Source organism: Citrobacter sp. CK191 (assembly GCF_030333435.1).
Lineage (GTDB): Bacteria > Pseudomonadota > Gammaproteobacteria > Enterobacterales > Enterobacteriaceae > Citrobacter_B > Citrobacter_B koseri.
The window spans coordinates 325,234-350,775 of the sequence record NZ_JAOWFX010000033.1; the positions used below are offsets into that span (position 1 = coordinate 325,234).

The window sequence follows — 25,542 nt, forward strand, 5'->3', positions numbered from 1 at the left end:
GATCGCTCCTGAAATTAGGATCGTAAAAAACGCTTAACCAGCCAACGGGAGGCCAGCGGTAACAGCCCCAGCAGGGCAAAGGCCGCCAGCATACCGGGGGAAATAATGTCGCGTATTGATGTCAACTGGCTGAGCTGGCGTCCGGCGTTGAGATAAATCACCGTTGCCGGAAACATGCCCGCCTGACTGATCCACCAGTATTGACGTACGCGGATTGACGTCAACCCGGCGAGTAAATTAACGAGAACAAAGGGGAACAGCGGCATTACGCGTAGCGCAAACAGATAAAAGGCGCCGTCGCGCGCCATACCATGATTTACGGTTTGCATCTGGCGTGCGAACCGGCGGGAGATCCACTCCCGCAGCAGGTAGCGGCTGGCCAGCATGGCGAGCGTAGCGCCGAGGGTTGACGCGAAGGAGACCAGCAGCGTTCCTTGCCAGAGTCCGAATAGCGCGCCGCCGAGCAGCGTCAGCAGCGCAGCGCCGGGAATCGATAAGGCCGCCACCAGCGTATAGACCAGAAAATAGAGACCGGCGCTCAGGAATGGCGACTGTTGCTGCCAGGCCGCCAGCATCGTGTGATAGCGTTTCAGGGTATCAAGGGAGAGAAAACCGGGGGGCAAAGCCCACACCACCCCGGCGATACAGATGATTAAAAAACCTGAGAGCAGTCGTTTTTTCGCGTTCACCTGCGTTTATCAGACCCGGAATTTTGCCCAGACGGGCGCATGGTCGGACGGTTTTTCCATGCTGCGGATTTCATAGTCAATGCCGGTTTCAACGCAGTGTTCGGCCAGCGGATTGCTCGCCAGCAGCAGGTCGATGCGCAGCCCCCGGTTGTCGTCGAAACCTTTTGAGCGGTAATCAAACCATGAAAATTTATCGACCGTTTCCGGGTGCGCGTGACGGAAGGTATCCACCAGCCCCCAGTTAATCAGGCGATCCATCCACTCGCGCTCTTCCGGTAGGAAGGAGCACTTACCGGTACGCAGCCAGCGTTTGCGGTTCTCTTCGCCAATGCCGATATCCAGATCGGTTGGGCTGATATTCATATCCCCCATGATCAGCACCGGATTGTCGCGTTTCAGTTCGTTGTCCAGGTAGTTTTGCAGGTTCTGATAAAACTGCGCTTTTGCCGGAAATTTCAGCGGGTGGTCACGGCTTTCGCCCTGCGGGAAATAACCGTTAATGACGGTGATACTGCCCAGCGGCGACGGGATCTCCGCCATGATGATACGGCGCTGCGCCTCTTCGCCGTCGTCGGGAAAACCACGGCGCACAGAAACAGGCGTCTCTTTGGTCAGTAGCGCGACGCCGTAATGGCCTTTCTGTCCGTGATAGAAGACGTTATAGCCGAGCTTTGCTACCTCTTCGAGAGGGAACATATCGTCGTGAACTTTTGTCTCCTGCAAGCCGATCACGTCAGGCTGGTGCTTGTCGACAATGGCTGACAGTTGATGAGGACGGGCGCGCAGGCCGTTGATATTAAAAGAGACAAATTTCATAGTCGCTGCCACTTTGCAAGGTGAATAGTGCAAGGATGGTAGCAGAAATTAGACGGGCTGACTGCCACTTGTCGCGCGAATCAAACGATAACTGCCAATGGTCTTAACGATGGAGCAAAAACTGCACTGTTTCAGGGCGGAGTGCGTCATAACGATGCAATAATTTCCGATAAATTTCGTCTACGATCACAATTCCAGAATTATATTTGGCGACTGAATAATATTTCGATTTTTCCTCTTATTTGTTCTTTTCTTCGCAAATATATTCACTTTTTATGCAGCAATAGTGAATACCGGCGGGTTGTAACCCGTTGATTTTTCGTTTCCAAAACCGGTTTATGCATTTTTTCCTCTGGCTGGCACGAACAGTGCAATCTACATTTACAGCGCAAACACTCATTTTATTAACATATAAATAACTTTTTATTTACCGGAAGAGGTCGCTATGTCTCTGTCAATTACGCGTGAAAATTTTGATGAATGGATGATGCCGGTCTATGCCCCGGCACCTTTTATTCCGGTTCGTGGAGAAGGCTCACGCCTGTGGGATCAGCAGGGGAAAGAGTATATCGACTTCGCCGGGGGAATTGCGGTGAATGCGCTCGGCCATGCGCACCCGGCTTTACGCGAGGCGTTGAATGAGCAGGCGAGCAAATTCTGGCATACCGGAAATGGCTACACCAACGAGCCGGTGCTGCGACTGGCGAAGATGCTGATTGACGCCACCTTTGCTGAACGCGTCTTCTTCTGTAACTCCGGCGCGGAGGCCAACGAAGCGGCGCTGAAACTGGCGCGTAAGTATGCGCACGATCGTTTTGGCACGCATAAAAGCGGGATTGTGGCATTTAAAAATGCCTTTCATGGCCGCACGCTGTTTACCGTCAGCGCAGGCGGGCAGCCCGCGTATTCACAGGATTTCGCTCCGCTGCCGCCGGATATCCGCCATGCCGTGTATAACGATCTCAACGCGGCCAGAGAACTGATTGATGACACGACATGCGCGGTGATCGTGGAGCCCATGCAGGGCGAAGGGGGCGTGCTCCCGGCCACGAAAGCATTCTTACAGGGGCTGCGCGAATTGTGCGACCGACACAATGCCTTGCTGATTTTTGATGAAGTACAGACGGGGGTTGGGCGTACCGGCGAGCTGTATGCCTACATGCATTATGGCGTCACCCCCGATCTGCTCACTACAGCGAAAGCGCTGGGCGGCGGTTTCCCCATCGGGGCGCTGTTGGCCACTGAAAAATGCGCCAGCGTGATGACGGTAGGCACTCACGGAACCACCTACGGCGGCAACCCGCTGGCTTCTGCGGTGGCGGGAAAGCTGCTGGAAATCGTCAATACGCCGGAAATGCTGAACGGCGTTAAGCAACGCCATGACTGGTTTGTCGAACGCCTGAACGCCATAAATGAACGCTTCGGATTGTTCAGTGAAATTCGTGGACTGGGGCTGCTTATTGGCTGTGTTCTGGAGGCTGAGTTTGCCGGAAAAGCTAAACTTATTTCACAGGAAGCCGCAAAAGCCGGAGTGATGGTGTTGATTGCGGGCGCTAACGTGGTGCGTTTCGCACCTGCGTTAAACGTCAGCAAAGAGGAAGTGGCAACCGGGCTGGATCGCTTTGCGCTGGCCTGTGAACGCATCAAAGCAGGAGGTTCGTCATGATGGTGATCCGCCCCGTCGAACGACGTGATGTCAGTGCGTTAATGCAGCTTGCCAGTAAAACCGGTGGCGGCCTGACCTCTCTGCCAGCAGATGAAGCGACGCTGACGTCGCGTATTGAGCGCGCGCTAAAAACGTGGCGTGGCGAACTGCCGAAAAGCGAACAGGGTTACGTGTTCGTGCTGGAGGACAGCGATACGGGAAGCGTTGCGGGAATTTGTGCGATTGAGGTGGCCGTGGGGTTGAACGATCCCTGGTACAACTATCGCGTTGGCACGCTGGTGCATGCTTCTAAAGAGCTGAATGTCTATAACGCGCTGCCGACGCTGTTCCTCAGTAACGATCACACCGGGAGCAGCGAACTGTGCACGCTGTTCCTCGATCCCGACTGGCGTAAAGAGGGCAACGGCTATTTGCTCTCTAAATCACGCTTTATGTTTATGGCGGCGTTTCGCGACAAATTTAATGAAAAGGTTGTGGCGGAAATGCGCGGGGTGATCGACGAACACGGCTACTCGCCGTTCTGGGAAAGCCTGGGAGAACGCTTTTTTTCCATGGAATTCAGCCGGGCAGACTATTTATGCGGCACCGGGCAGAAGGCGTTTATTGCTGAACTGATGCCGAAGCACCCTATTTACACCCATTTCTTATCGGAAGAAGCGCAGGCGGTGATTGGCGAAGTACATCCGCAAACGGCGCCGGCCAGAACGGTACTGGAGAAAGAAGGTTTCCGCTACCGCAACTATATCGACATTTTCGACGGCGGCCCGACGCTGGAGTGCGACATTGATCGGGTTCGGGCAATCCGTAAAAGCCGCCTGCTGGACGTGGTGGAAGGCCAGCCCGCGCCGGGCGAGTTTCCGGCGTGTCTGGTCGCCAATGAAAATTATCATCACTTTCGCGCCATGCTGATTCGCACCGACCCGGATACGCAACGTCTGGTGCTGACTGCGGCGCAACTTGATGCGCTCAAATGCCACGCGGGAGATCGCGTTCGTCTGGTACGTCTTTGCGCTGAGGAGAAAACCGCATGACTTTATGGATAAATGGCGACTGGGTAACTGGTCAGGGGGAGCGCCGGGTCAAAACGAATCCGGTGAATGGCGAAGTGCTCTGGCAGGGCAGCGACGCGGATGCGACACAGGTCGCTGAGGCAGGGCGTGCGGCGCGTGCAGCGTTTCCGGCCTGGGCCAGGCTGCCTTTCGCCGCGCGACAGGCCATTGTGGAAAAATTTTCCGCCTTGCTGGAGGTTCATAAAGCGGAGTTGACGGCAATTATTGCGCGAGAAACCGGGAAGCCTCGCTGGGAAGCGGCGACGGAAGTGACGGCGATGATCAATAAAATCGCTATCTCGGTGAAGGCATACCATGCCCGGACGGGAGAACAACAAAGCGAATTGCCGGACGGGGCGGCGACATTGCGCCATCGACCGCATGGCGTGCTGGCGGTGTTTGGCCCATACAATTTTCCCGGCCATTTACCCAACGGCCATATCGTTCCGGCGCTGCTGGCCGGAAATACCCTGATTTTTAAACCGAGCGAGCTGACGCCGTGGACTGGCGAAGCGGTGATGAAACTGTGGCAACAGGCGGGGTTGCCGCCTGGCGTACTCAACCTGGTGCAAGGAGGGCGCGAAACGGGACAGGCGCTCAGCGCGCTGGACGCGCTTGACGGCCTGCTCTTTACCGGCAGCGCGAATACGGGATATCAGTTGCACCGTCAGTTATCCGGGCAACCGGAAAAAATCCTGGCGCTGGAAATGGGAGGGAATAACCCGCTCATTATTGAGAATCCAGAGGACATTGATGCGGCGGTACACCTCACGATTCAGTCGGCGTTTGTCACCGCCGGACAGCGTTGCACCTGCGCCCGCCGTTTGCTGGTGAAACGCGGGGAACAGGGCGACGCGTTTCTGGCGCGCCTGCTGGAGGTGAGTCAGCGTTTAACGCCGGGTGAGTGGGATGATGAACCGCAGCCGTTCATCGGCGGGCTGATTTCCGAACCGGCTGCGCGTCATGTGTATGAGGCCTGGCAGCGTCTTGAGGCGATGGGCGGACGAACGCTGCTGGCCCCACGTATGCTGAAAGCGGGAACGTCCTTGTTGACGCCGGGCATTATCGAAATGACCGGTGTGAAGCAGGTCCCGGATGACGAGGTATTTGGCCCGTTACTGAGCGTCTGGCGCTATGAGCGCTTTGATGAAGCCATTCGTATGGCGAATAACACCCGCTTCGGTTTGTCGTGCGGGCTGGTGTCTCCCGATCGTAAGCAGTTCGACCAGCTACTGCTGGAGGCGCGTGCGGGTATTGTTAACTGGAACAAACCGCTGACCGGAGCGGCCAGCACGGCGCCGTTTGGCGGCGTTGGCGCGTCGGGGAACCATCGCCCCAGCGCCTGGTATGCGGCAGATTATTGCGCCTGGCCGATGGCGAGCCTGGAATCGCCGACGCTTGTACTGCCCGATTCGCTCAGTCCGGGGCTGGACTTCTCTCGCGAGGAACCGGTATGAAAGCGCATGAAGTGAATTTTGACGGTCTGGTGGGGTTAACCCACCACTATGCCGGGCTGTCCTTTGGTAACGAGGCGTCGATACAGCACCGCTTTCAGGTGTCGAATCCCCGCCTGGCGGCGAAGCAGGGCTTACTCAAGATGAAAGCGCTGGCGGATGCGGGGTTCCCTCAGGCGGTCATCCCCCCGCACGAGCGGCCGTTTATTCCCGTGCTTCGTCAGCTAGGTTTTAGCGGGCAGGACGAGCAGGTGCTGGAGAAAGTGGCGCGCCAGGCGCCTCACTGGCTCTCCAGCGTCAGCTCCGCCTCGCCGATGTGGGTGGCGAATGCGGCGACGGTATGTCCTTCAGCGGACGCGCTTGACGGCAAAGTGCATCTGACGGTGGCGAACCTGAACAACAAATTTCACCGCGCGCTGGAGGCGCCGACCACGGCGTCTTTGTTGCGGGCCATCTTCCGCGACGCGCAGTTTTTCGCAGTGCACGACGCGCTGCCGCAGGTGGCGCTGCTGGGGGATGAAGGCGCTGCCAACCATAACCGGCTTGGCGGTGATTATGGCGCGCCGGGCATTCAGCTGTTTGTCTATGGGCGTGAAGAGGGCGTCGACACGCGTCCGGTGCGCTATCCGGCGCGGCAAACCCGCGAGGCCAGTGAAGCGGTGGCGCGTCTTAACCAGGTGAATCCGCATCAGGTTATCTTTGCCCGGCAGAATCCAGACGTTATCGATCTCGGCGTGTTCCACAATGATGTGATTGCGGTGTCGAATCGCCAGGTGCTGTTCTGCCATGAACAGGCATTCGCAAAGCAGGGCGAGCTGATGCGCCAGCTCCGGTCGCGCGTGGCGGGATTTATGCCGCTTGAGGTGCCTGCCAGGGAGGTTTCCGTGCAGGATGCCGTCGCCACGTACCTGTTTAATAGTCAGCTTTTAAGCCGCGATGACGGCTCGATGGTGCTGGTTCTGCCGCAGGAGTGCCGGGAACATGCCGGTGTGTGGCGGTATCTGAACGCGTTGCTGGCGGCTGATAACCCCATCAGCGATCTGCGCGTGTTCGACCTGCGCGAAAGTATGGCGAACGGCGGCGGCCCGGCCTGTTTACGCTTGCGCGTGGTATTGACCGAGGATGAGCTGCGGGCGGTGAATCCGGCGGTGATGATGAACGATACCCTGTTCAGCACGCTCAATGACTGGGTGGATCGTTATTATCGCGACCGCCTCACCGCCGCCGATCTGGCCGATCCGCAATTGCTGCGTGAAGGGCGGGAGGCGCTTGATACGCTGACGCAACTGCTTAACCTGGGGTCGGTGTATCTCTTCCAGCAGGAGGGCGCAGGGAATGGATAACTTTCTGGCGCAGACGCTGGCAGGAATATCCCCCGATATTACGCAAGGGGAAACGGAGAGCTTTCACTGGCGCTGGCAGATGCCTGGTGTGCTTGAACTTACGCCTGCCGTTGAGGTTGACCGCGCTCTGGTGCTCTCTGCGGGCATCCACGGCAATGAAACGGCGCCTGTGGAAATGCTGGATGCACTCCTTTCGGCGCTGTTTGAGGGAAAAATCCCCCTGCGCTGGCGATTGCTGGTGATTCTGGGGAATCCTCCGGCGCTGGCCGAGGGGGTACGCTATTGCCATAGCGATATGAACCGTATGTTCGGCGGGCGCTGGCAGATGTTCGAGGAGAGCGGGGAAACGCTGCGCGCCCGCGAGCTGGAACAACTGCTGGAGGATTTTTATTCCCGCCGCAAAACGCGGATACGCTGGCATCTTGATCTGCATACTGCGATTCGCGGCTCCCGCCACGTTCGGTTTGGCGTCTTGCCGCAACGGCCGATCCCCTGGGATGAACACTTTTTGTCATGGCTGGGGGCGGCAGGGCTGGAGGCGCTGGTTTTTCATCAAACGCCGGGCGGCACCTTTACGCATTTTAGCTGTGAGCATTTTGGCGCGTTGTCCTGCACGCTGGAGCTGGGCAAAGCGCTGCCGTTTGGGCACAACGATCTGACGCAATTTACCCCTACCGCGCAAGCGCTGGCGACGTTGCTGGCGGGAGAAAAGCCGATGGAAGGGGGAACGAGGCCGGTTCGCTATCGCGTGGTGGCGCAAATTACACGCCGCAGCGATGCGTTTGTTCTCTATATGGATAACCAGACGCTGAATTTCACGCCGTTCAAAGAAGGAACGCTATTGGCGCAGGATGGCGATGAGCGGGTGATCGCTACCCATGATGTTGAATATGTTCTCTTTCCTAACCCTAATGTGGCCTGTGGTTTACGCGCTGGCCTGATGCTGGAAAAACTCGCGTAATTATTTCTCCCCTCAGGCGAACGTCTGAGGGTCTTATTTTTGTGTGCTATCGCGATTTATTACGGATTAATCCTGGTAAACTGCTTTATTAATAGTCATCGGTCAGGTATAGTTCTTCATATTTCCTGCAAAATCACCCGCTTGCAATAAAATATTGCAACTCTCCTCGATTTATTCTTTTTTTCTTCATAATTGACGAAAAATTGTTTTTTACACTTTCATTGTTTTACCGTTGCTCTGACTAATTGACGATTAAGGCGGTAAAGTTTATCTCGTCAACACGGCGCTACGCCGAAAGAATAACTGAAAGGAAGGACATAGATTATGCGTAAATTAACTGCACTGTTTGTTGCCTCTACCCTGGCGCTGGGCGCTGCGAACCTGGCTCACGCGGCTGATACCACTACCGCTGCTCCGGCAGATGCGAAGCCGATGATGCACCACAAAGGCAAATTCGGTCCGCATCATGACATGATGTTCAAAGATTTGAACCTGACCGACGCGCAGAAACAGCAAATCCGCGACATTATGAAAGGTCAGCGTGACCAGATGAAACGTCCGCCGCTGGAAGAGCGCCGCGCAATGCACGATATCATCGCCAGCGACAGCTTCGATAAGGCGAAAGCCGAAGCGCAGATTGCGAAGATGGAAGAACAGCGTAAAGCCAATATGCTGGCGCACATGGAAACGCAGAATAAGATCTACAACATTCTGACGCCGGAACAGAAAAAACAGTTTAATGCCAATTTTGAGAAGCGTCTGACAGAACGTCCGGCGCCGGAAGGTAAAATGCCAACACCACCTGCTGAGTAATCCCTCAGCGTTACGCTAACGCATTCAAGACCGCCGGTCCTGTTCACAACATCTCTTCTCGATGTGGACAGGATCGGCGGTTTTTCTTTTCTTCTCGTTAAGGTAAATCTTCACTGCTGCCGATAACAACAATGTGCCATATTATGGCGCTGCGTCCTTCTCGGGAGTGATAATGGAATACTTTGATATCCGTAAAATGCCGGTAAACCTCTGGCGCAATGGTGCGGGCGAAACGCGCGAGATTTGTTGTTTTCCTCCGGCGACGCGGGATTTTCACTGGCGCGCCAGTATTGCGTCTATCGCCGGGAACGGGGAGTTTTCCCTTTTTCCTGGGGTTGAGCGCGTTATTACGTTACTGGAAGGCGGAGAGGTGATGCTGGAAGGCGTGAATGCGTTTACCCATACCCTCAAGCGACATCAGCCGTTCACGTTTGCAGGCGATAGCGTCGTGAAAGCTACGCTGTCGGAAGGGCAAATGTCGATGGATCTCAATATCATGACCCGACGCGATCGTTGTAAGGCGAAGGTCAGGGTTGCCGATCGCACGTTTACGACCTTCGGTTCGCGCGGTGGCGTTGTGTTTGTTATTAGCGGCGCCTGGCAACTGGGAGACAAGCTCCTGACCGCCGATCAGGGCGCCTGCTGGCATGACGGGAAACACACGTTACGGTTGTTGAAGCCAGAAGGACAGCTGTTGTTTAGCGAGATTACGTGGTTGCCGGGTTATACGCCGGACACCGTCCAGTAAGTGTAACAGGACGACGCCCGATGGCGCTTCGCTTATCGGGCCTACGGGCGTTATACAGTGATGTAGGCCGGATAAGACGGTACGTCGCCATCCGGCGATTATGATCTCTTCCAGAAATCGTCAAACACCGTAATGGGTGTGCGACGCTTGTGTTCCGTTCGGATATACCAACCTTCGATGATTTTCGCGACGCTGGCATCCAGCGTTTTCCCTTCCAGATAATCATCAATGTTGTCATAGGTGACGCCAAGCGCCGCTTCGTCCGGCAGAGAAGGGCGATCGTCTTCGAGATCCGCCGTTGGCGCTTTCTTATATAAATGTTCCGGGCAACCCAACGCGGCGAGCAGCTGTTTTCCCTGGCGCTTGTTCAGACGGAAAAGCGGGTTAATATCGGTACCGCCATCGCCATATTTAGTGAAGAAGCCCGTCACCGCTTCGGCGGCATGATCGGTGCCGACCACCACACCGTTGGTCATTCCGGCGATACTGTACTGTGCCTTCATGCGTTCGCGGGCTTTTTCGTTGCCGCGAACAAAATCGCTTAATTCAATGCCTGCTTCACGCAACGCCTGCTCGCTGGCCAGAACGGCGCCTTTAATATTGACGGTCAGGACTCTGTCCGGCTGAATAAACGCGATCGCATCCTGACAATCCTGCTCGTCGGCCTGCACGCCGAATGGCAGACGCACGGCAATAAATTGCAGGGCGTCGTTCCCTGTCTCTTCACGCAGTTCAGTAATTGCGGTCTGGCACAATTTGCCCGTCAGCGTCGAATCCTGCCCTCCGCTGATACCCAGTACCAGGGATTTCAGGAAGGGATATGTTTTCAGGTACGCTTTCAGGAAATCTACGCTGCGGCGAATTTCCTCTTCTGCATTAATGTGCGGTTTTGCGCCAAGCGCCCGGATTATCTCTTGCTGTAGCGTCATTTAACCCCTCCGAAGATTTTCAGAATAAATATACTGCGTTAAAGCTAACGCTTTGCTCTCTAAACGACAAGACTCCACGGCCTGAGTGGCGCAATTTACGGCATTAAAACGACATCGTTTTGTTTAATTGGAATTTTCTGAAAGATTTGTTGCATCGATTGTGGGCTTGAAAAAAGCCCTGATGTATTCCAGGCTTATATAACACGCTGATAAACAAGAGGACGGAAAATGAACAAGAATATAGCAGGAATTCTGAGTGCAGCGGCGGTAATGACTATGCTGGCAGGGTGTACGGCGTACGATCGTACAAAAGACCAATTTGTCCAGCCTGTAGTAAAAGATGTGAAAAAAGGGATGAGCCGGTCGCAGGTTGAGCAGATTGCCGGTAAGCCTTCATCTGAAGTGAGCATGATTCACGCGCGCGGTACTTGCCAGACCTACATCCTGGGTCAACGTGATGGTAAAGCTGAAACCTATTTTGTCGCGCTGGATGACACTGGTCATGTGATTAACTCCGGCTACCAGAGCTGTGCAGAGTATGACACCGATCCGCAGGCTCCGAAGCAGTAACAACTGTATATTGCCTGAGCATATGTATGAACCGGCCTGTGTGCCGGTTTTTTTGTTCCTGGGATAATCTTATTTATTGTCGCGAAATATTTGCCTGAAATGTGAGAGGGGTCATAACAACAGGTCAATGAGAGACAATTTTGTTAGTCAAAGAAATACCATCCGCCAGTTCTATCCCGTATACTCATTTCAGCCACCTAAAAAAGTAAATTCGGTTACGCAAGTTGTCCAGTGCATGGATGCAGGTTAAGGCTTGCGGAATGGCTGGCTAACAGATAATCGCATATGAGGATCGTTTTTATGGAAAAGAAACACATTTATCTGTTTTGTTCTGCGGGCATGTCGACTTCTTTACTGGTATCGAAGATGCGCGCTCAGGCTGAGAAATATGAAGTGCCGGTTATTATTGAAGCATTTCCTGAGACGCTGGCAGGAGAAAAAGGTCTTTCAGCGGATGTCGTGTTATTAGGCCCACAAATTGCTTATATGTTACCCGAAATTCAGCGTTTGTTACCCAATAAACCTGTGGAAGTGATTGACTCGCTGCTGTATGGCAAAGTCGATGGTTTAGGCGTGCTTAAGGCTGCTGTCGCAGCAATTAAAAAAGCCGCTGCAAATTAATTTTTTGTTTTAATTTTTCCCGTCAAAGAGTTATTTCATAAACATTCACCGCAATATTTTATTGCGGTATTTAAGGGTATTTTTCTATGAGTAACGTCATTGCTTCACTTGAAAAGGTACTCCTTCCTTTTGCTGTTAAAATAGGAAAGCAGCCGCACGTTAATGCAATCAAAAACGGCTTTATTCGCTTAATGCCGTTAACCCTTGCGGGGGCCATGTTTGTATTAATCAACAACGTTTTCCTGAGTTTTGGGGAGGGGTCGTTTTTTTATTCTTTAGGCATTCGGCTTGATGCTTCCACCATTGAAACATTGAATGGCTTAAAAGGCATTGGCGGAAACGTCTATAACGGTACGCTTGGTATTATGTCGTTAATGGCGCCGTTCTTTATCGGAATGGCGCTGGCGGAAGAGCGTAAAGTTGATGCGCTGGCGGCGGGGCTGTTATCCGTGGCGGCCTTTATGACCGTTACGCCATATAGCGTAGGCGAAGCTTATGCGGTTGGCGCGAACTGGCTGGGCGGTGCGAATATTATCTCCGGTATTATTATTGGTCTGGTCGTGGCGGAAATGTTTACCTTTATTGTGCGCCGCAACTGGGTCATTAGATTACCGGACAGCGTCCCGGCGTCGGTTTCCCGTTCATTCTCGGCGTTAATTCCTGGCTTTATTATTCTCTCCATTATGGGGATCATTGCGTGGGCGCTGGCGAACTACGGTTCTAACTTCCACCAGATCATTATGGATACCATTTCTACGCCGCTGGCATCGCTGGGCAGCGTGGTTGGCTGGGCCTATGTGCTGTTTGTTCCGCTACTGTGGTTCTTTGGTATCCACGGCTCGTTGGCATTGACCGCGCTGGACAGCGGTATTATGACCCCGTGGGCGCTGGAAAACATCGCCATCTATCAGCAGTTTGGTTCCGTGGATGCGGCGCTGGAAGCCGGGAAGACGTTCCACGTCTGGGCGAAACCGATGCTCGATTCCTATATTTTCCTCGGAGGGAGTGGCGCGACGCTGGGTCTGATTATCGCTATCTTCCTGGCCTCGCGTCGTGCGGATTACCGCCAGGTAGCAAAACTGGCGCTGCCGTCCGGTATCTTCCAGATTAACGAACCGATTCTGTTCGGCCTGCCGATTATTATGAACCCGGTGATGTTTATCCCGTTCATTCTGGTTCAGCCGATTCTGGCCGCCATTACGCTGATTGCGTATTACCTGGGGATTATCCCGCCGATTACCAACATCGCGCCGTGGACGATGCCAACCGGTCTGGGAGCGTTCTTTAACACCAACGGCAGCGTTGCCGCTCTGCTGGTCGCACTGTTCAACCTGGGCGTCGCGACGCTGATTTATCTGCCTTTCGTGGTTGTCGCCAACAAAGCGCAGAATGCAATTGAGCAAGAAGAAAGCGAAGAAGAAATCGCTAACGCACTGAAATTTTAAATTTAATCCGGCATGGTCTCCCCATGCCGGGCTGAACCAGAGGAAAACGTATGTTGGATCTCGAAAACGTAGCGGGTACGCCGTCAGAGGCTGAAGAACTCGAAGAAGTGGTGATGGGGCTTATCATCAACTCCGGTCAGGCGCGCAGCCTGGCTTATGCGGCGCTGAAACAGGCCAAGCAGGGTGATTTTGCTGCGGCAAAAACGATGATGGAGCAGTCGCGGATGGCGCTCAATGAAGCGCATCTCGTGCAGACGAAACTGATTGAAGGCGATCAGGGCGAAGGTAAAATGAAAGTCAGCCTGGTGCTGGTTCATGCTCAGGATCACCTGATGACGTCGATGTTAGCGCGGGAACTGGTTACAGAGTTAATCGAGCTTCACGAGAAGCTGGAACAGTGAGGAATAAATGATGCAGCTACAGGTTAACGCACCGGAGATCGCCACCGCTCGTGAGCAACAGCTTTTTAACGGCAAGAATTTCCATGTGTTTATCTATAACAAAACTGAGAGCATCAGTGGGCTGCATCAGCATGATTATTATGAATTTACCCTGGTGTTAACGGGGCGCTACTATCAGGAAATCAACGGTAAACGTGTGCTGCTGGAGCGTGGTGATTTCGTGTTTATCCCGTTGGGATCGCACCACCAGAGTTTCTATGAGTTCGGCGCCACGCGTATTCTTAACGTTGGTATCAGTAAGCGTTTTTTTGAACAACACTATCATCCTTTATTACCGTTTTGTTTTGTTGCGTCTCAGGTATACCGGGTCAACAGCGCTTTTCTGACTTATATTGAAACGGTTATCGCGTCGCTGAACTTCCGGGGAAACGGGTTAGATGAGTTTGTAGAAGTGGTCACCTTCTACATCATTAACCGGCTGCGCCATCACCGTGAAGAGCAGGTGATTGACGATATTCCGCAATGGCTGAAAGCGACCGTGGAGACAATGCACGACAAAACGCAGTTTGGTGAAAACGCGCTGGAAAATATGGTGCACCTGTCCGCAAAATCTCAGGAGTATCTGACCCGCGCAACGCAGCGTTATTACAGCAAAACGCCAATGCAGATTATTAATGAGATCCGTATTAATTTTGCGAAAAAACAGCTGGAAATGACCAACTACTCCGTAACGGATATAGCGTATGAGGCGGGTTACAGTAGCCCAAGTCTGTTTATTAAAACGTTTAAAAAGCTGACCTCATTTACACCGAACAGTTATCGTAAAAAATTAACTGAATTTAATCAGTAAACAATATTGACCTGACAACACGATTTTATCGCTTGCCCTGAATAGCGCGGGACGTCCGCGCCATACCTGACGAACGGGCAGAGCGTAATACACGCCAGTGTTTTTACACTGAAGGGAGAAAGTATGAGCCAGAAATTAAAAGTCGTCACAATTGGTGGCGGGAGCAGCTACACCCCTGAATTACTGGAAGGTTTTATTAAGCGTTATCATGAATTGCCGGTTTCTGAATTATGGCTGGTGGATGTTGAAGACGGAAAAGAGAAGCTGGATATTATTTTTGACCTCTGCCAGCGCATGATCGACAAAGCCGGTGTCCCGCTGAAATTATACAAAACGCTGGATCGTCGCGAAGCTTTGCAAGGGGCAGATTTCGTCACTACGCAACTGCGCGTGGGCCAGCTGAAAGCCCGTGAACAGGATGAACGCATTCCGCTAAGTCACGGGTATCTGGGGCAAGAGACCAACGGCGCAGGCGGTCTGTTCAAAGGGTTGCGCACCATCCCGGTTATCTTTGATATCGTGAAAGATGTCGAAGAACTGTGCCCGAACGCGTGGGTCATTAACTTCACTAACCCGGCAGGCATGGTGACAGAAGCGGTTTATCGCCACACCCACTTTAAGAAATTCATCGGCGTATGCAATATCCCCGTGGGGATGAAAATGTTCATCCATGACGTGCTGGCATTGCAAGACAGCGACGATCTGTCGATCGACCTGTTTGGCCTCAACCACATGGTGTTCATTAAAGACGTACTGGTGAATGGCGAATCGCGCTTTGCTGAACTGCTGGATGGCGTGGCGTCCGGGCAGTTAAAAGCGTCAACGGTGAAAAATATTTTTGACCTGCCGTTTAGCGAAGGGCTTATTCGCTCGCTGAATATGCTGCCGTGCTCCTACCTGCTTTACTACTTCAAGCAAAAAGAGATGCTGGCGATTGAAATGGGCGAATACTATAAAGGCGGCGCGCGCGCTCAGGTGGTGCAGAAGGTTGAGAAACAGCTCTTCGATCTTTATAAAAATCCAGAGCTGAACATCAAACCGAAAGAGCTGGAGCAGCGCGGTGGGGCTTACTATTCCGACGCCGCATGTGAAGTGATTAACGCTATCTATAACGATAAGCAGACGGAACACTACGTTAATATCCCGCATCATGGTCATGTGGATAATATCCCTGCTGACTGGGCGGTGGAGATGACCTGCACATTAGGGCGGAATGGGGCGACGCCGCACCCGCGCATCACGCATTTCGATGAAAAAGTGCTGGGCCTCATCTATACCATCAAAGGGTTTGAAGTCGCAGCCAGTAAGGCGGCGCTGAGCGGTGAGTTCAATGATGTGCTGTTAGCGCTTAACCTGAGCCCGCTGGTGCACTCCGATCGCGATGCGGAAACCCTGGCGCGGGAGTTGATTCTGGCCCACGAGAAGTGGCTGCCGAATTTTGCGGAATGCATCGAGAAACTCAAAGGCGCACAACACTAACAGAGGTTGGGTATGGAACGCTTATTGATTGTGAATGCGGATGATTTTGGCCTGAGCAAGGGACAAAACTACGGCATTGTCGAGGCTTGTCGGAATGGCGTTGTGACGTCCACAACGGCGCTGGTCAATGGTGAAGCCATCGACCATGCGGCGCAATTGTGCCGTGACGTGCCGAAACTGGCGGTGGGGATGCATTTTGTGCTCACCTTAGGGAAGCCGCTGACGGCAATGCCGGGTTTGACGCGTGAAGGGCTGCTGGGAAAATGGATCTGGCAAATGGCCGAGGAAGAGACCTTGCCGCTGGATGAAATTTCGCATGAGCTGGAGTGTCAGTATCAGCGTTTTATCGACCTTTTTGGCCGTGAGCCAACGCATCTGGACAGTCATCACCATGTGCATATGTTCCCGCAAATTTTTCCCATTGTGGCACAGTTTGCGGCAGAACGCGGCGTTGCTCTGCGTATCGATCGCCAGTCGGTGCTTAATGCTGACGATCTGCCGGTAGCGTTACGCAGCTCGCAGGGATTCAGCAGCGAGTTTTACGGCGACGCTATTTCAGAAGCGCTGTTTCTTCAGGTGCTGGATGCCTCTGCTGACAGAGGCGAAAAGTCACTGGAAGTGATGTGTCATCCGGCGTTCATCGACAATATCATCCGTCAGAGCGCCTATTGTTACCCCCGCTTGACTGAGCTTGACGTGCTGACGTCTGCGTCGCTGAAGTATGCGATTGCGGAACGTGGGTATCGTCTCGGCAGTTTTCTTGATGTCTGACTCCTGAGTTTGCGGCGCATTGCTGCGCCGCATTTTTTATGCCGTCAGCCTGACGGCGCTTGTTTTACCCGCCCGTGACCAGACGCGGTGCGTCGCCATCAGCGTAAACCGCACATGCAAGGCGGGACGAACGGGGGCAAAATCAGCTAAGATAGTGTTTTTCTGATTTTTAGCATTTGCCTTTAGTGAAACAACTGATGATGAAACCTCTTCGCCAACAAAATCGCCCGGTTATCAGCTATGTTCCACGCGTGGAGCCCGCGCCGCCAGAACATGCGATAAAAATGGACGCGTTTCGTGACGTATGGATACTGCGCGGAAAGTATGTCGCCTTTATCTTAATGGGGGAGGCATTTCAGCGATCGCCTGCATTTACCGTTCCTGAGTCGGCGCAGCGATGGGCGAATCAGGTTCGCCAGGAAAATGAGATAGCCGAATAATTCGCATAAAAAAACCGCCTGATTAAGGCGGTTTTTTCATCACGCGGGATCAATGATGTGCCAGTTCGGCATCGTCTTCACTGTCCAGAAGGGTTTTGTCCGTCTGCTTCAGCCACTGGCTGGTCAGCGTACCGGCAGTCATTGAGCCGCTCACGTTCAGCGCGGTACGACCCATATCGATCAGCGGTTCAACGGAAATCAGCAGCGCGACCAGCGTGACCGGCAGGCCCATCGCAGGCAGGACGATCAGCGCAGCGAAGGTGGCGCCGCCGCCGACGCCCGCGACACCGGCAGAGCTGACGGTCACAATACCGACCAGGGTGGCAATCCAGACCGGATCAAGCGGGTTAATACCGACAGTCGGCGCAACCATCACCGCCAGCATAGCCGGGTACAGGCCTGCACAACCGTTCTGACCAATCGTCGCGCCAAAAGAGGCGGAGAAGCTGGCGATGGATTCCGGTACGCCCAGACGACGCGTTTGCGCTTCCACGTTCAGCGGAATGGACGCGGCGCTGGAGCGGCTGGTAAAGGCGAACGTCAGAACCGGCCATACTTTACGGAAATATTTCAGCGGGCTAACGCCGTTGACGCCCAGCAGGATACCGTGCACCACAAACATGATGATCAGGCCAAGATAAGACGCGACCACGAAGCTACCCAGTTTGATGATGTCCTGTAGGTTAGACCCTGCGACGACTTTGGTCATCAGCGCCAGTACGCCATATGGCGTCAGTTGCATTACCAGGCGCACCAGCTTCATCACCCAGCTTTGCAGGGTATCGATAGCGATTAACACGCGTTCGCCTTTCGGCGCGTCGTCTTTCAGCAGTTTCAGCGCCGCGACGCCGAGGAATGCCGCGAAGATCACCACGCTGATGATGGAAGTCGGGTTTGCGCCGGTCAGGTCAGCAAACGGGTTTTTCGGCACAAACGACAGCACCAGTTGCGGCACGCTGAGGTCGGCGACTTTGCCAACATAGTTGGTTTCGATGGCGTTCAGACGCGCGGTTTCCGCGCCGCCCTGCACCAGACCTTCCGCCGTCAGACCGAACAGGTTGGTGACCAGTACACCCACCAGTGCGGCAATCAGGGTAGTGAAAAGCAGCGTGCCAATGGTCAGAAAGCTGATCTTACCCAACTGAGACGCGTTATGCAGACGCGCAACGGCACTGAGAATAGACGCGAAGACCAGCGGCATGACGATCATTTGCAGCAGTTGTACATAGCCGTTGCCGACGATGTTGAACCACTGAACGGAGTCTTTTAGTACCGGGCTGTCAGACCCGTAAACGGTGTGCAGGGCGAGACCGAAGATCACGCCCATCACCAGACCGACCAGCACTTTTTTTGCCAGACTCCACTGTTTGTGGCGAGTTTGCGCCAGCACGAACAGCAGTGCAACGAACACCACGATGTTCGCGATTAATGGAAAATTCATCCCCGTTCTCCTGATTTTTTTATACGTATCGCCGTGTGACAGCGATCCTGTTGGCGCAAGGTTAGCAGAACTGTGACCGACCTCTTATATTCAAATGGAATTGTTTATGCCAAAAATGACATTTATGCTGGTTTACTCAGCAATCTGGTGATTTATAAAGCGATCGAACTGCATTTGCAGCATATTAATCATCTGCGACGACCAACGCACTGCACTGTTTTCGGGCATTGTCTGCGGCATCCAGATAGCCCACACGAATAACGCCATGCATAAAAAACGCTCCAGTTGATTGCCTTTTTGCGGAACGAGGATCGGTAGACGGAAGCGCCAGCGGCAGGGCCAGAGCAGGGGAACGCCCGCCGGGGTCAGCATATCGGCCAGAATATGGCTTAAATAACCGAGCACCATTCCTTGCAGGGCATCGGCCGGAATAATCCAGCTCTCCGGCACTTTCAGGTAGAAAAGGGCAAGCATAGCGAACACGGCGAACAGGCTGTGCGTAAACCCGCGATGGCCGAACGCGCGCGCGACAGGTTTTGATATCCATTTCAGACGCTGGCCAAGAAATGATTTTGGATGATCAATATCGGGCAGCAGGCAGGTCAGGATGGCCGAAGGGACAATATGCCACCAGTCGCCCTGAGCGAGAACCGGCGTCAATTCCGCATTTTTGGCAAACACTGCGCAGGCAATGGAAAAAAGAAGGTGGCCTTCCGCCGTCATGATAAAACCCAATAAACTGTCAATTCATACAGTATAGGGTTTTTATACAGTAGGCGGAAGAGGTGACGTTGTAACTCTATGTCACAAATGACATGAATTAGCGCGCCAGCCAGCCGCCATCGACGGCGAGGGTATAGCCGTGAACGTAATCAGACGCCGAAGAAGCGAGAAAGACAACCGGGCCTTGCAGATCGGCAGGTGTGCCCCAGCGTCCGGCCGGAATGCGGTCAACAATCTCTTTGCTGCGTGCGGCGTCATCCCGCAGCTGTTGCGTATTGTTCGTCGCCATATAACCGGGAGCGATGGCGTTCACGTTGATGTGATGTTCCGCCCATTCGTTCGCCAGCAACCGCGTGATACCCAATACGCCGCTTTTCGACGCGGTATAAGAAGGAACGCGAATGCCGCCCTGGAATGAAAGCATTGAGGCGATATTAATAATCTTCCCGCCATCACCTTGCTTCAGGAATTGCCGTGCGACGGCCTGAGAGAGAAAGAACACGGATTTGAGATTCAAATTCATCACATCGTCCCAGTCTTTCTCGCTAAACGACAGCGCGTCTTCGCGGCGGATCGTCCCGGCGTTGTTCACCAGAATGTCAATTCGGCCAAACTGTTCGACCGTTTGCGCGACAATAGCCGGGATAGCGCGTTGCTGGCTCAGGTCGGCCTGGATCGCCATAAAACGGCGTCCGAGCGCCGCCACTTTTGCTGCCGTATCGTGGGGGACTTTGCGATTAACGCCGACGATGTCGCAGCCTGCTTCCGCCAGCGCCAGCGTCATACCCTGCCCAAGCCCGGTATCGCATCCGGTCACTATCGCGACTTTACCTGCAAGACTAAACGCATCCAGAATCATGTTCACCTCGGCTATCGGTTTTTATCAGTTTTTTGCCCTGAGAAAAGGATAGAAGAGGCGGTGAAGGAATACAATAAAAAATGAAACAGTGTTTTATAAAGCAGATGTGCGTAGCAAAACGGGCAATGTCGCCACCGCCCGTCGCTATTTAACCGCGCAGATGCGCTGCGGTCAGTTCAGCCAGCGAAGTCAGTTTGACGTTGGCAAGGGCAAAGCGCGGGTCGTGCTGGCCTTCTTCCGCCGGAACAACAATTGAGCGCATTCGCGCCGCTTTTGAGGCGACCATGCCGTTGACGGAGTCTTCCAGCGCAACGCAGGTTAACGGGTCAACGCCCAGTTTGGCCGCGCAATCGAGGTATACCTGCGGATGCGGCTTGCTGTAAGGCAGTTTTTCCGCAGAGGCCAGGGCATCGAAACTTTCACGCAGATCAAACATGGTCAACACCTTTTCCAGCATATGCAGGGGGGAAGCGGAGGCCAGACCGACCATTAACCCCTGAGATTTGCACAGCGCGACCGCTTCGCGCACGCCGGGGAGCAGCGGGCGAGTTTCTTCAACCAGTGAAATGGCGCGGGTAATGATTCGGTCGGTAACCGCCTGACGGTCTGGCCCATTCCACGGTTGTTGGGCGTACCAGAGGTCAACAACCATATCGATGCGTAAACCCAGCGTATCCGGGAGTTCATGGCGGCGGGTAATATCTACGCCTAAACTTGCCATGACCTCCAGTTCAGCTTGATCCCAAAGCGGTTCGGAATCGATCAGTAGTCCATCCATATCGAAAATTGCAGCAAGAATCTGACGCGGGGTTGACATTACAACCTCTCCTTTTGAGGTGAAAACACAATGGATTAAGCGCTTATTATGGCTAATGACGTATCATAGCGCCTTTAAAGAACAGGCGAAATTGGTTATCAGCAGGTAGACTTAGGCCAAAACGACGCGTCTTTATCAAGGGGAACTCATGACGTATCAACAAGCTGGACGCATTGCTGTCTTAAAAAGGATTCTGGGATGGGTGATTTTTATCCCCGCGCTTATTTCCACACTGGTTTCATTGCTGAAGTTTATGTATGAGCACAGCGAAAAGCAGGAAGGGATTAACGCGGTGATGCTTGATTTTACTCACGTTATGATTGATATGATGCGGGCGAATACCGCGTTCCTGAACCTGTTCTGGTATAACTCGCCGACACCGGATTTTCAACACAGTCTGAACATTGTTTTCTGGGTGATTTTTGTGTTGATTTTCGTTGGCCTGGCATTGCAGGACTCAGGCGCCAGGATGAGCCGCCAGGCGCGTTTTCTTCGCGAAGGGGTTGAAGATCAGCTTATTCTGGAAAAAGCGAAAGGCAGCGAGGGGTTGTCACGCGAGCAAATTGAGTCGCGCATCGTGGTTCCGCATCACACGATCTTCTTACAGTTTTTCCCGCTTTATATCCTGCCGGTGATTATCATCGTGTTGGGCTACGTTTTCTTTTCGCTTCTTGGATTTGTGTAGCAATGAAAAATGCCCGATAGCGCTTCGCTTATCGGGCCTGTGGTTCAGTGCATCTGTAAGCTGTCATTCGGCACAATAGCTATGCCGCCAGCAACCTTTCCATCGCTTTTTGCGCCACCACCAGGTGTTGCCCGCCAAACAGTCTCGCCCGATTGAGCAGGGTATAGAGCTGATAAATCGGCTGGCGATCCAGAAAATCCAGCGGTAGCGGAGAAACAGACTGGTAGCCATCATAGATCTGCGGGGGTTGGTCGGTATGCAGCGGCAGCATGGCCAGATCGCACTCCCTGTCGCCCCAGTAACAGGCGGGATCGAAAATATAGGGGCCATCAGGCCCAAGCGCGCAGTTTCCTGACCATAAATCGCCGTGCAGCAGCGAAGGCTGCGGCTGATGCGAGGCCAGACGCTGCTGAACATGCTCAACGATCGCATCGATATTGCCAAATGCGATGCCTTTTTCTGCCGCCAGTTCAAGCTGCCAGCCAATGCGTTGTTCGGCAAAAAATGTTGACCAGCGTCGTTGCCAGGCATTGGGTTGAGGCGTGGTGGAAAGGGCGTTATCAAAATCAAGGCCAAACTGGGGCTGGTCGCTCCATTCATGTAAATGGGCAAGTTGCTGACCGAGGATAAAGGCGTTGTGGGCATCCAGAGGACGGGGAGGGAGATAATCCATCACCAGAAAACTGTAGTCTCTGTCTGAGCCCTGCGCCCAGACTTTCGGGACGGTGACGGTTTTACTGCGGGAAAGCAGCTCCAGCTGGTCAGCTTCCGCCGTAAAGCCGGGAAGGAGCTCTCTTTCATCACATTTGACGAAAAAATCGCGTCCCGCATAGCGTAAATGCCATGCGGCATGGATCTCTCCGCCGGGCAGTTCATTACGCAGTTCGATTTCGCCTTCACCTAATTGCTCGCTTAAAAGACGACTGATAGCCTGCCACATGATGTCTCTCCCCATGTTGTCTGCCAGATCATAAGGTTAGCGCATAAATGCGGTGAAAAAACACGAGCTAACGCACACCGTAGACGCGTTTTTGCACAATGGCACTGATATTATCGGTCTTTAGTCCACTCCTCCCATGTCATGACCGATATTTCTGGTTTCTTATCTAAAGCGCTTTCCGCCAGCCCGGCGGTAAGCGCGGCGATCTCATCTTCGCTCAGGGCGCTGATAAAACCAAATGTGTTGGTACCCAGTTCATGCACATGCCCTTGCTCGTCGGTCATGGTGAGCAGAAAACCGCACCGCGTCAGATGGTTGTTCAACTCGTTAATCTCTGTCAGCGAGTCTTCATGAAATTTCACGGTTATGACATAGCGGATGACATCACCACTGGCCATAAATCACCTCTTTGTAATCACATGATTTTTTAGCATAGTCGGTTAATTCGTATGCTGATAGCTTTGCCGCTGAAACCCCCTCGTAATAAGGAGGGGGATGGCCGATCACTGAGAAAGCCAGGCGTAGATTTTCTGCGTATCGTCCCGGGAACACAGACGTGTTCCTTGATTCAACGTCGCCGCGCTGCCTGCCGAGACGCCGAAACGCACCATCTCTTCCAGCGAGGCGTTTTCCGCCAGTTTTAGCGTCATTGCGCCAACCATGCTGTCGCCCGCGCCGACGGTACTTTGACTTCTGACGGGAGGGGGAACAACCTGGACGCAGCTTTCGCTATCCACCGCCAGCGCCCCCTGTGGCCCCAGAGATACAACGACGCGGCGCGCTTTGCCGCTCTTCACGATTTCCTGCGCCGCTTGGCGCACATCGTCAGGCTGCGTGAGTTCGCGATTGACCAGCGCGCTCAGCTCTTTTTGGTTCGGTTTGACCAGTTCAATATTGCCGAGAGATAACGCCGCGTTGAGCGCATCGCCCGAACTATCAATAATGCAGCGGATGCCCTGTTTCTGCGCGGCGGCAATAAGCTGCGTCAGTTTTTCCAGCTTGACGCCGGGCGGCAGACTCCCGCTGATAACCAAAATGGCGCCGGATTCGATCTCCAGAACCTGTTCTTCAATCTGGCGAAATTCGTCATCGTCGAGTGCGGCGCCGGGCATGACAAAGCGATATTGCTCCCCGCTGGACTCCACATGAACATGCAGGTTTTGTCGCGTCCAGTCTTTGGCATCGATGGTGACGACGGGGACGTTTTCATCGGCCAGAAGTGCGACCAGATGTTCGCCGGTCGCGCCGCCAGCGGGGAAAATCGCGGTTGCGGTTCCGCCAAGATGGGCAATCGCGCGGGCAACGTTGATTCCGCCGCCGCCAGGTTCAAAAACGGGTGATGAACAGCGAAGTTTCCCTTCGGGATAGAGTTGTGGGGTGATTGTTGCGCTATCGAGAGAGGGCGCAAGTGTTAACGTATAGATACGTATCATCTTTACCTCCTGTTAGGCTGACTTCAGTCTGGCACTGAATGCCCGGAAAGGGAAGTAATTAACAATATGATTTACTGGATATTTATTTAAAATTACCGGGAGAAAGATATATAAATAAATATCTGCTTTGGGAACTCTCTTATTCAAAAAATGAAATAAGAATTCATTGCTATGTTATTCGAGCCTTTTTATAATTTGTTACCTTTCCTGGATCGTTTGTCATTGATCCTTATGAAAGTTTCCGGGACCGTAACGGTCTCTTTTTTTGTTGTACGGACTCTTTATAAATGAAGCTTTTGAAGACAGTACCCGCTGCATTAATGTTGGCAGGGGGCGTATTTGCGTCAATGCATGCCGCTGCTGATGATTCCGTTTTTACTGTCATGGATGATCCCGCCACTGCGAAGAAACCCTTCGAAGGTAACCTGAATGCGGGCTACCTTGCTCAGTCAGGCAACACGAAAAGTTCTTCTTTAACGGCTGACACCACGATGACCTGGTACGGTGCAACTACCGCCTGGTCGCTGTGGGGGAATGCCAGCAATACATCCTCCAATGATGAACGTTCTTCGGAGAAATACGCGGTAGGCGGCCGTAGCCGTTTCAATATGACCGACTACGATTACCTGTTTGGCCAGGCAAGCTGGCTGACAGACCGTTACAACGGTTATCGTGAGCGTGACACACTGACCGCCGGTTATGGCCGTCAGTTCCTCAACGGGCCGGTGCACAGCTTCCGTTTTGAATTCGGTCCTGGCGTACGCTATGACGAACATACCGATGGCAAAACCGAGACCCAACCGCTGGGCTACGCTTCCGGTAGCTACGCCTGGCAGATGACGGATAACACCAAATTTACGCAGGGCGTGTCCGTTTTCGGCGCTGAAGATACCACCCTCAACTCAGAGACGGCGTTGAATGTCGCGATCAACGAGCATTTTGGTTTAAAGGTGGCTTATAACCTGACCTGGAACTCCGAACCGCCCGCAACGGCGCCGGAACATACCGATCGCCGCACGACGGTATCGTTAGGGTATAAGATGTAATCGCCTGCCGGGTTGTTTTAAACACGACCCGGCTTTTTAAATTAGCGTTTTTATCGCGATTGCGCGCTAAGTGAAATTATATTTATATTTTCCGTGGCGAATGCCATTCATAAAAATGCGTTGAACGTGCATATTATTGATGCTTTCTATTCATTCGCAGGAATTAACTTTCGGCGAACGCTTCGGATATTAGCCCCAAATCATCGCCGCCCAGCGGAGCAGCAACATTGCGCCGCAAATGAGGAGCAATACGACAACCATCTTCCAGTGTTTTTTGGCAAAGCGGTTTGTTGGCATTTTCTCTCTTCCTGTCAAAATCGGACTGATGCTCCCAGTGTAACAAAAGCGATGGCGCGTCAGGGAATTGATTTACATCATACAGTTCGGCGTGATTGCGGCTTTGATCGGCAGTCAATGCCGTGTACACTGTCAAACGGTGTTATCAAAAAACGGGTGTAGGTCCAGTCTTGCCATTCAGGCGGGCCGTGACATATTTCGCAGAGTGAAGCGGGAATCAGCCCATAACTTTTTGATAATTTTAAATATTGAAACT

General features: G+C 53.2%; 28 protein-coding genes. 17 read left to right on the forward strand and 11 right to left on the reverse strand.

Annotated features, from left to right (window positions below):
- Positions 1-14 precede the first annotated feature (14 nt).
- Entirely contained in the window at positions 15-689 is a 675-nt protein-coding gene (locus OGV82_RS18950) for a TVP38/TMEM64 family protein (RefSeq protein ID WP_012132644.1), read from the reverse strand.
- 9 nt (positions 690-698) lie between these two features.
- Positions 699-1,505: an exodeoxyribonuclease III gene (gene xthA / locus OGV82_RS18955; protein ID WP_012132643.1), complete on the reverse strand. Its 807-nt coding sequence runs from the start codon at positions 1,503-1,505 to the stop codon at positions 699-701.
- Between the two features lie 445 nt (positions 1,506-1,950).
- Between xthA and astC the strand changes: the two genes are divergently transcribed.
- The 7 genes from astC (at position 1,951) to ves (ending at position 9,539) form a co-directional block, all read left to right on the forward strand.
- On the forward strand, positions 1,951-3,171 hold the full coding sequence (astC, locus tag OGV82_RS18960; RefSeq protein WP_101744278.1) for a succinylornithine/acetylornithine transaminase: 1,221 nt from the start codon (positions 1,951-1,953) through the stop codon (positions 3,169-3,171).
- A complete protein-coding gene (gene astA, locus OGV82_RS18965; protein WP_012132639.1) occupies positions 3,168-4,202 on the forward strand; it encodes an arginine N-succinyltransferase in 1,035 nt (344 codons plus the stop codon). The genes astC and astA overlap by 4 nt, the downstream gene beginning before the upstream one ends.
- On the forward strand, positions 4,199-5,677 hold the full coding sequence (gene astD, locus OGV82_RS18970) for a succinylglutamate-semialdehyde dehydrogenase (RefSeq protein WP_101744279.1): 1,479 nt from the start codon (positions 4,199-4,201) through the stop codon (positions 5,675-5,677). Before astA ends, astD begins: the two co-directional genes overlap by 4 nt.
- Positions 5,674-7,017: an N-succinylarginine dihydrolase gene (gene astB, locus OGV82_RS18975; protein WP_101744280.1), complete on the forward strand. Its 1,344-nt coding sequence runs from the start codon at positions 5,674-5,676 to the stop codon at positions 7,015-7,017. Before astD ends, astB begins: the two co-directional genes overlap by 4 nt.
- Complete coding sequence (astE, locus tag OGV82_RS18980; protein ID WP_101744281.1) at positions 7,010-7,978, forward strand: succinylglutamate desuccinylase; 969 nt, start codon at positions 7,010-7,012, stop codon at positions 7,976-7,978. The genes astB and astE overlap by 8 nt, the downstream gene beginning before the upstream one ends.
- 324 nt (positions 7,979-8,302) lie before the next feature.
- Positions 8,303-8,791 carry an ATP-independent periplasmic protein-refolding chaperone Spy gene (spy, locus tag OGV82_RS18985; protein ID WP_047457387.1) on the forward strand — a complete coding sequence of 163 codons (489 nt, stop codon included), beginning with the start codon at positions 8,303-8,305 and terminating at the stop codon, positions 8,789-8,791.
- A gap of 172 nt (positions 8,792-8,963) precedes the next feature.
- On the forward strand, positions 8,964-9,539 hold the full coding sequence (ves, locus tag OGV82_RS18990) for an environmental stress-induced protein Ves (protein WP_012132633.1): 576 nt from the start codon (positions 8,964-8,966) through the stop codon (positions 9,537-9,539).
- 98 nt (positions 9,540-9,637) lie between these two features.
- On the opposite strand, the gene nadE is transcribed toward ves, so the two are convergent.
- Positions 9,638-10,468 carry an NAD(+) synthase gene (gene nadE / locus OGV82_RS18995; protein WP_049008582.1) on the reverse strand — a complete coding sequence of 277 codons (831 nt, stop codon included), beginning with the start codon at positions 10,466-10,468 and terminating at the stop codon, positions 9,638-9,640.
- A gap of 228 nt (positions 10,469-10,696) precedes the next feature.
- On the opposite strand from nadE, the gene osmE reads away from it, so the two are divergent.
- The 8 genes from osmE (at position 10,697) to cedA (ending at position 17,045) form a co-directional block, all read left to right on the forward strand.
- Positions 10,697-11,038, forward strand: coding sequence for an osmotically-inducible lipoprotein OsmE (gene osmE, locus OGV82_RS19000; protein ID WP_012132630.1), 342 nt, complete (start codon positions 10,697-10,699; stop codon positions 11,036-11,038).
- A 300-nt stretch (positions 11,039-11,338) separates the two neighbouring features.
- Positions 11,339-11,659 (forward strand): PTS N,N'-diacetylchitobiose transporter subunit IIB, encoded by a 321-nt coding sequence (gene chbB, locus OGV82_RS19005; protein ID WP_024130389.1) that lies wholly within the window; start codon positions 11,339-11,341, stop codon positions 11,657-11,659.
- An 86-nt stretch (positions 11,660-11,745) separates the two neighbouring features.
- Positions 11,746-13,104 (forward strand): PTS N,N'-diacetylchitobiose transporter subunit IIC, encoded by a 1,359-nt coding sequence (chbC, locus tag OGV82_RS19010; RefSeq protein WP_012132628.1) that lies wholly within the window; start codon positions 11,746-11,748, stop codon positions 13,102-13,104.
- A gap of 50 nt (positions 13,105-13,154) precedes the next feature.
- The gene (chbA, locus tag OGV82_RS19015; RefSeq protein ID WP_012132627.1) at positions 13,155-13,505 is read left to right on the forward strand and encodes a PTS N,N'-diacetylchitobiose transporter subunit IIA; all 351 of its coding nucleotides are present in this window, start codon (positions 13,155-13,157) and stop codon (positions 13,503-13,505) included.
- A 7-nt stretch (positions 13,506-13,512) separates the two neighbouring features.
- Positions 13,513-14,355 (forward strand): transcriptional regulator ChbR, encoded by an 843-nt coding sequence (gene chbR, locus OGV82_RS19020; RefSeq protein WP_012132626.1) that lies wholly within the window; start codon positions 13,513-13,515, stop codon positions 14,353-14,355.
- A gap of 123 nt (positions 14,356-14,478) precedes the next feature.
- Positions 14,479-15,834, forward strand: a complete 1,356-nt coding sequence (locus OGV82_RS19025) for a 6-phospho-beta-glucosidase (RefSeq protein WP_012132625.1) — start codon at positions 14,479-14,481, stop codon at positions 15,832-15,834.
- 12 nt (positions 15,835-15,846) lie between these two features.
- Positions 15,847-16,605 carry a chitin disaccharide deacetylase gene (chbG, locus tag OGV82_RS19030; protein WP_047457377.1) on the forward strand — a complete coding sequence of 253 codons (759 nt, stop codon included), beginning with the start codon at positions 15,847-15,849 and terminating at the stop codon, positions 16,603-16,605.
- A 176-nt stretch (positions 16,606-16,781) separates the two neighbouring features.
- Entirely contained in the window at positions 16,782-17,045 is a 264-nt protein-coding gene (cedA, locus tag OGV82_RS19035) for a cell division activator CedA (protein WP_196050445.1), read from the forward strand.
- Between the two features lie 49 nt (positions 17,046-17,094).
- Here cedA and tcyP read toward each other — a convergent pair whose 3' ends face one another.
- The 4 genes from tcyP to hxpB form a co-directional block, all read right to left on the reverse strand.
- Complete coding sequence (gene tcyP, locus OGV82_RS19040) at positions 17,095-18,486, reverse strand: cystine/sulfocysteine:cation symporter (protein ID WP_047457375.1); 1,392 nt, start codon at positions 18,484-18,486, stop codon at positions 17,095-17,097.
- Between the two features lie 132 nt (positions 18,487-18,618).
- Entirely contained in the window at positions 18,619-19,221 is a 603-nt protein-coding gene (locus OGV82_RS19045; RefSeq protein WP_077956894.1) for a metal-dependent hydrolase, read from the reverse strand.
- Positions 19,222-19,306: 85 nt separating this feature from the next.
- Complete coding sequence (kduD, locus tag OGV82_RS19050; RefSeq protein WP_047457368.1) at positions 19,307-20,068, reverse strand: 2-dehydro-3-deoxy-D-gluconate 5-dehydrogenase KduD; 762 nt, start codon at positions 20,066-20,068, stop codon at positions 19,307-19,309.
- Positions 20,069-20,216: 148 nt separating this feature from the next.
- Entirely contained in the window at positions 20,217-20,885 is a 669-nt protein-coding gene (gene hxpB, locus OGV82_RS19055; RefSeq protein ID WP_012132618.1) for a hexitol phosphatase HxpB, read from the reverse strand.
- A 148-nt stretch (positions 20,886-21,033) separates the two neighbouring features.
- Between hxpB and OGV82_RS19060 the strand changes: the two genes are divergently transcribed.
- Complete coding sequence (locus OGV82_RS19060; protein ID WP_012132617.1) at positions 21,034-21,570, forward strand: YniB family protein; 537 nt, start codon at positions 21,034-21,036, stop codon at positions 21,568-21,570.
- Between the two features lie 79 nt (positions 21,571-21,649).
- Here OGV82_RS19060 and OGV82_RS19065 read toward each other — a convergent pair whose 3' ends face one another.
- The 3 genes from OGV82_RS19065 to pfkB form a co-directional block, all read right to left on the reverse strand.
- Entirely contained in the window at positions 21,650-22,510 is an 861-nt protein-coding gene (locus OGV82_RS19065) for a fructosamine kinase family protein (RefSeq protein ID WP_024130386.1), read from the reverse strand.
- A gap of 110 nt (positions 22,511-22,620) precedes the next feature.
- Positions 22,621-22,908, reverse strand: coding sequence for a type V toxin-antitoxin system endoribonuclease antitoxin GhoS (locus OGV82_RS19070; protein ID WP_012132615.1), 288 nt, complete (start codon positions 22,906-22,908; stop codon positions 22,621-22,623).
- A gap of 105 nt (positions 22,909-23,013) precedes the next feature.
- Entirely contained in the window at positions 23,014-23,943 is a 930-nt protein-coding gene (pfkB, locus tag OGV82_RS19075; RefSeq protein ID WP_012132614.1) for a 6-phosphofructokinase II, read from the reverse strand.
- 287 nt (positions 23,944-24,230) lie between these two features.
- Between pfkB and OGV82_RS19080 the strand changes: the two genes are divergently transcribed.
- Positions 24,231-24,989, forward strand: a complete 759-nt coding sequence (locus OGV82_RS19080) for a DUF481 domain-containing protein (RefSeq protein WP_012132613.1) — start codon at positions 24,231-24,233, stop codon at positions 24,987-24,989.
- 189 nt (positions 24,990-25,178) lie between these two features.
- On the opposite strand, the gene yniD is transcribed toward OGV82_RS19080, so the two are convergent.
- Entirely contained in the window at positions 25,179-25,286 is a 108-nt protein-coding gene (yniD, locus tag OGV82_RS19085; RefSeq protein WP_096753848.1) for a small membrane protein YniD, read from the reverse strand.
- Positions 25,287-25,542: the final 256 nt, after the last annotated feature.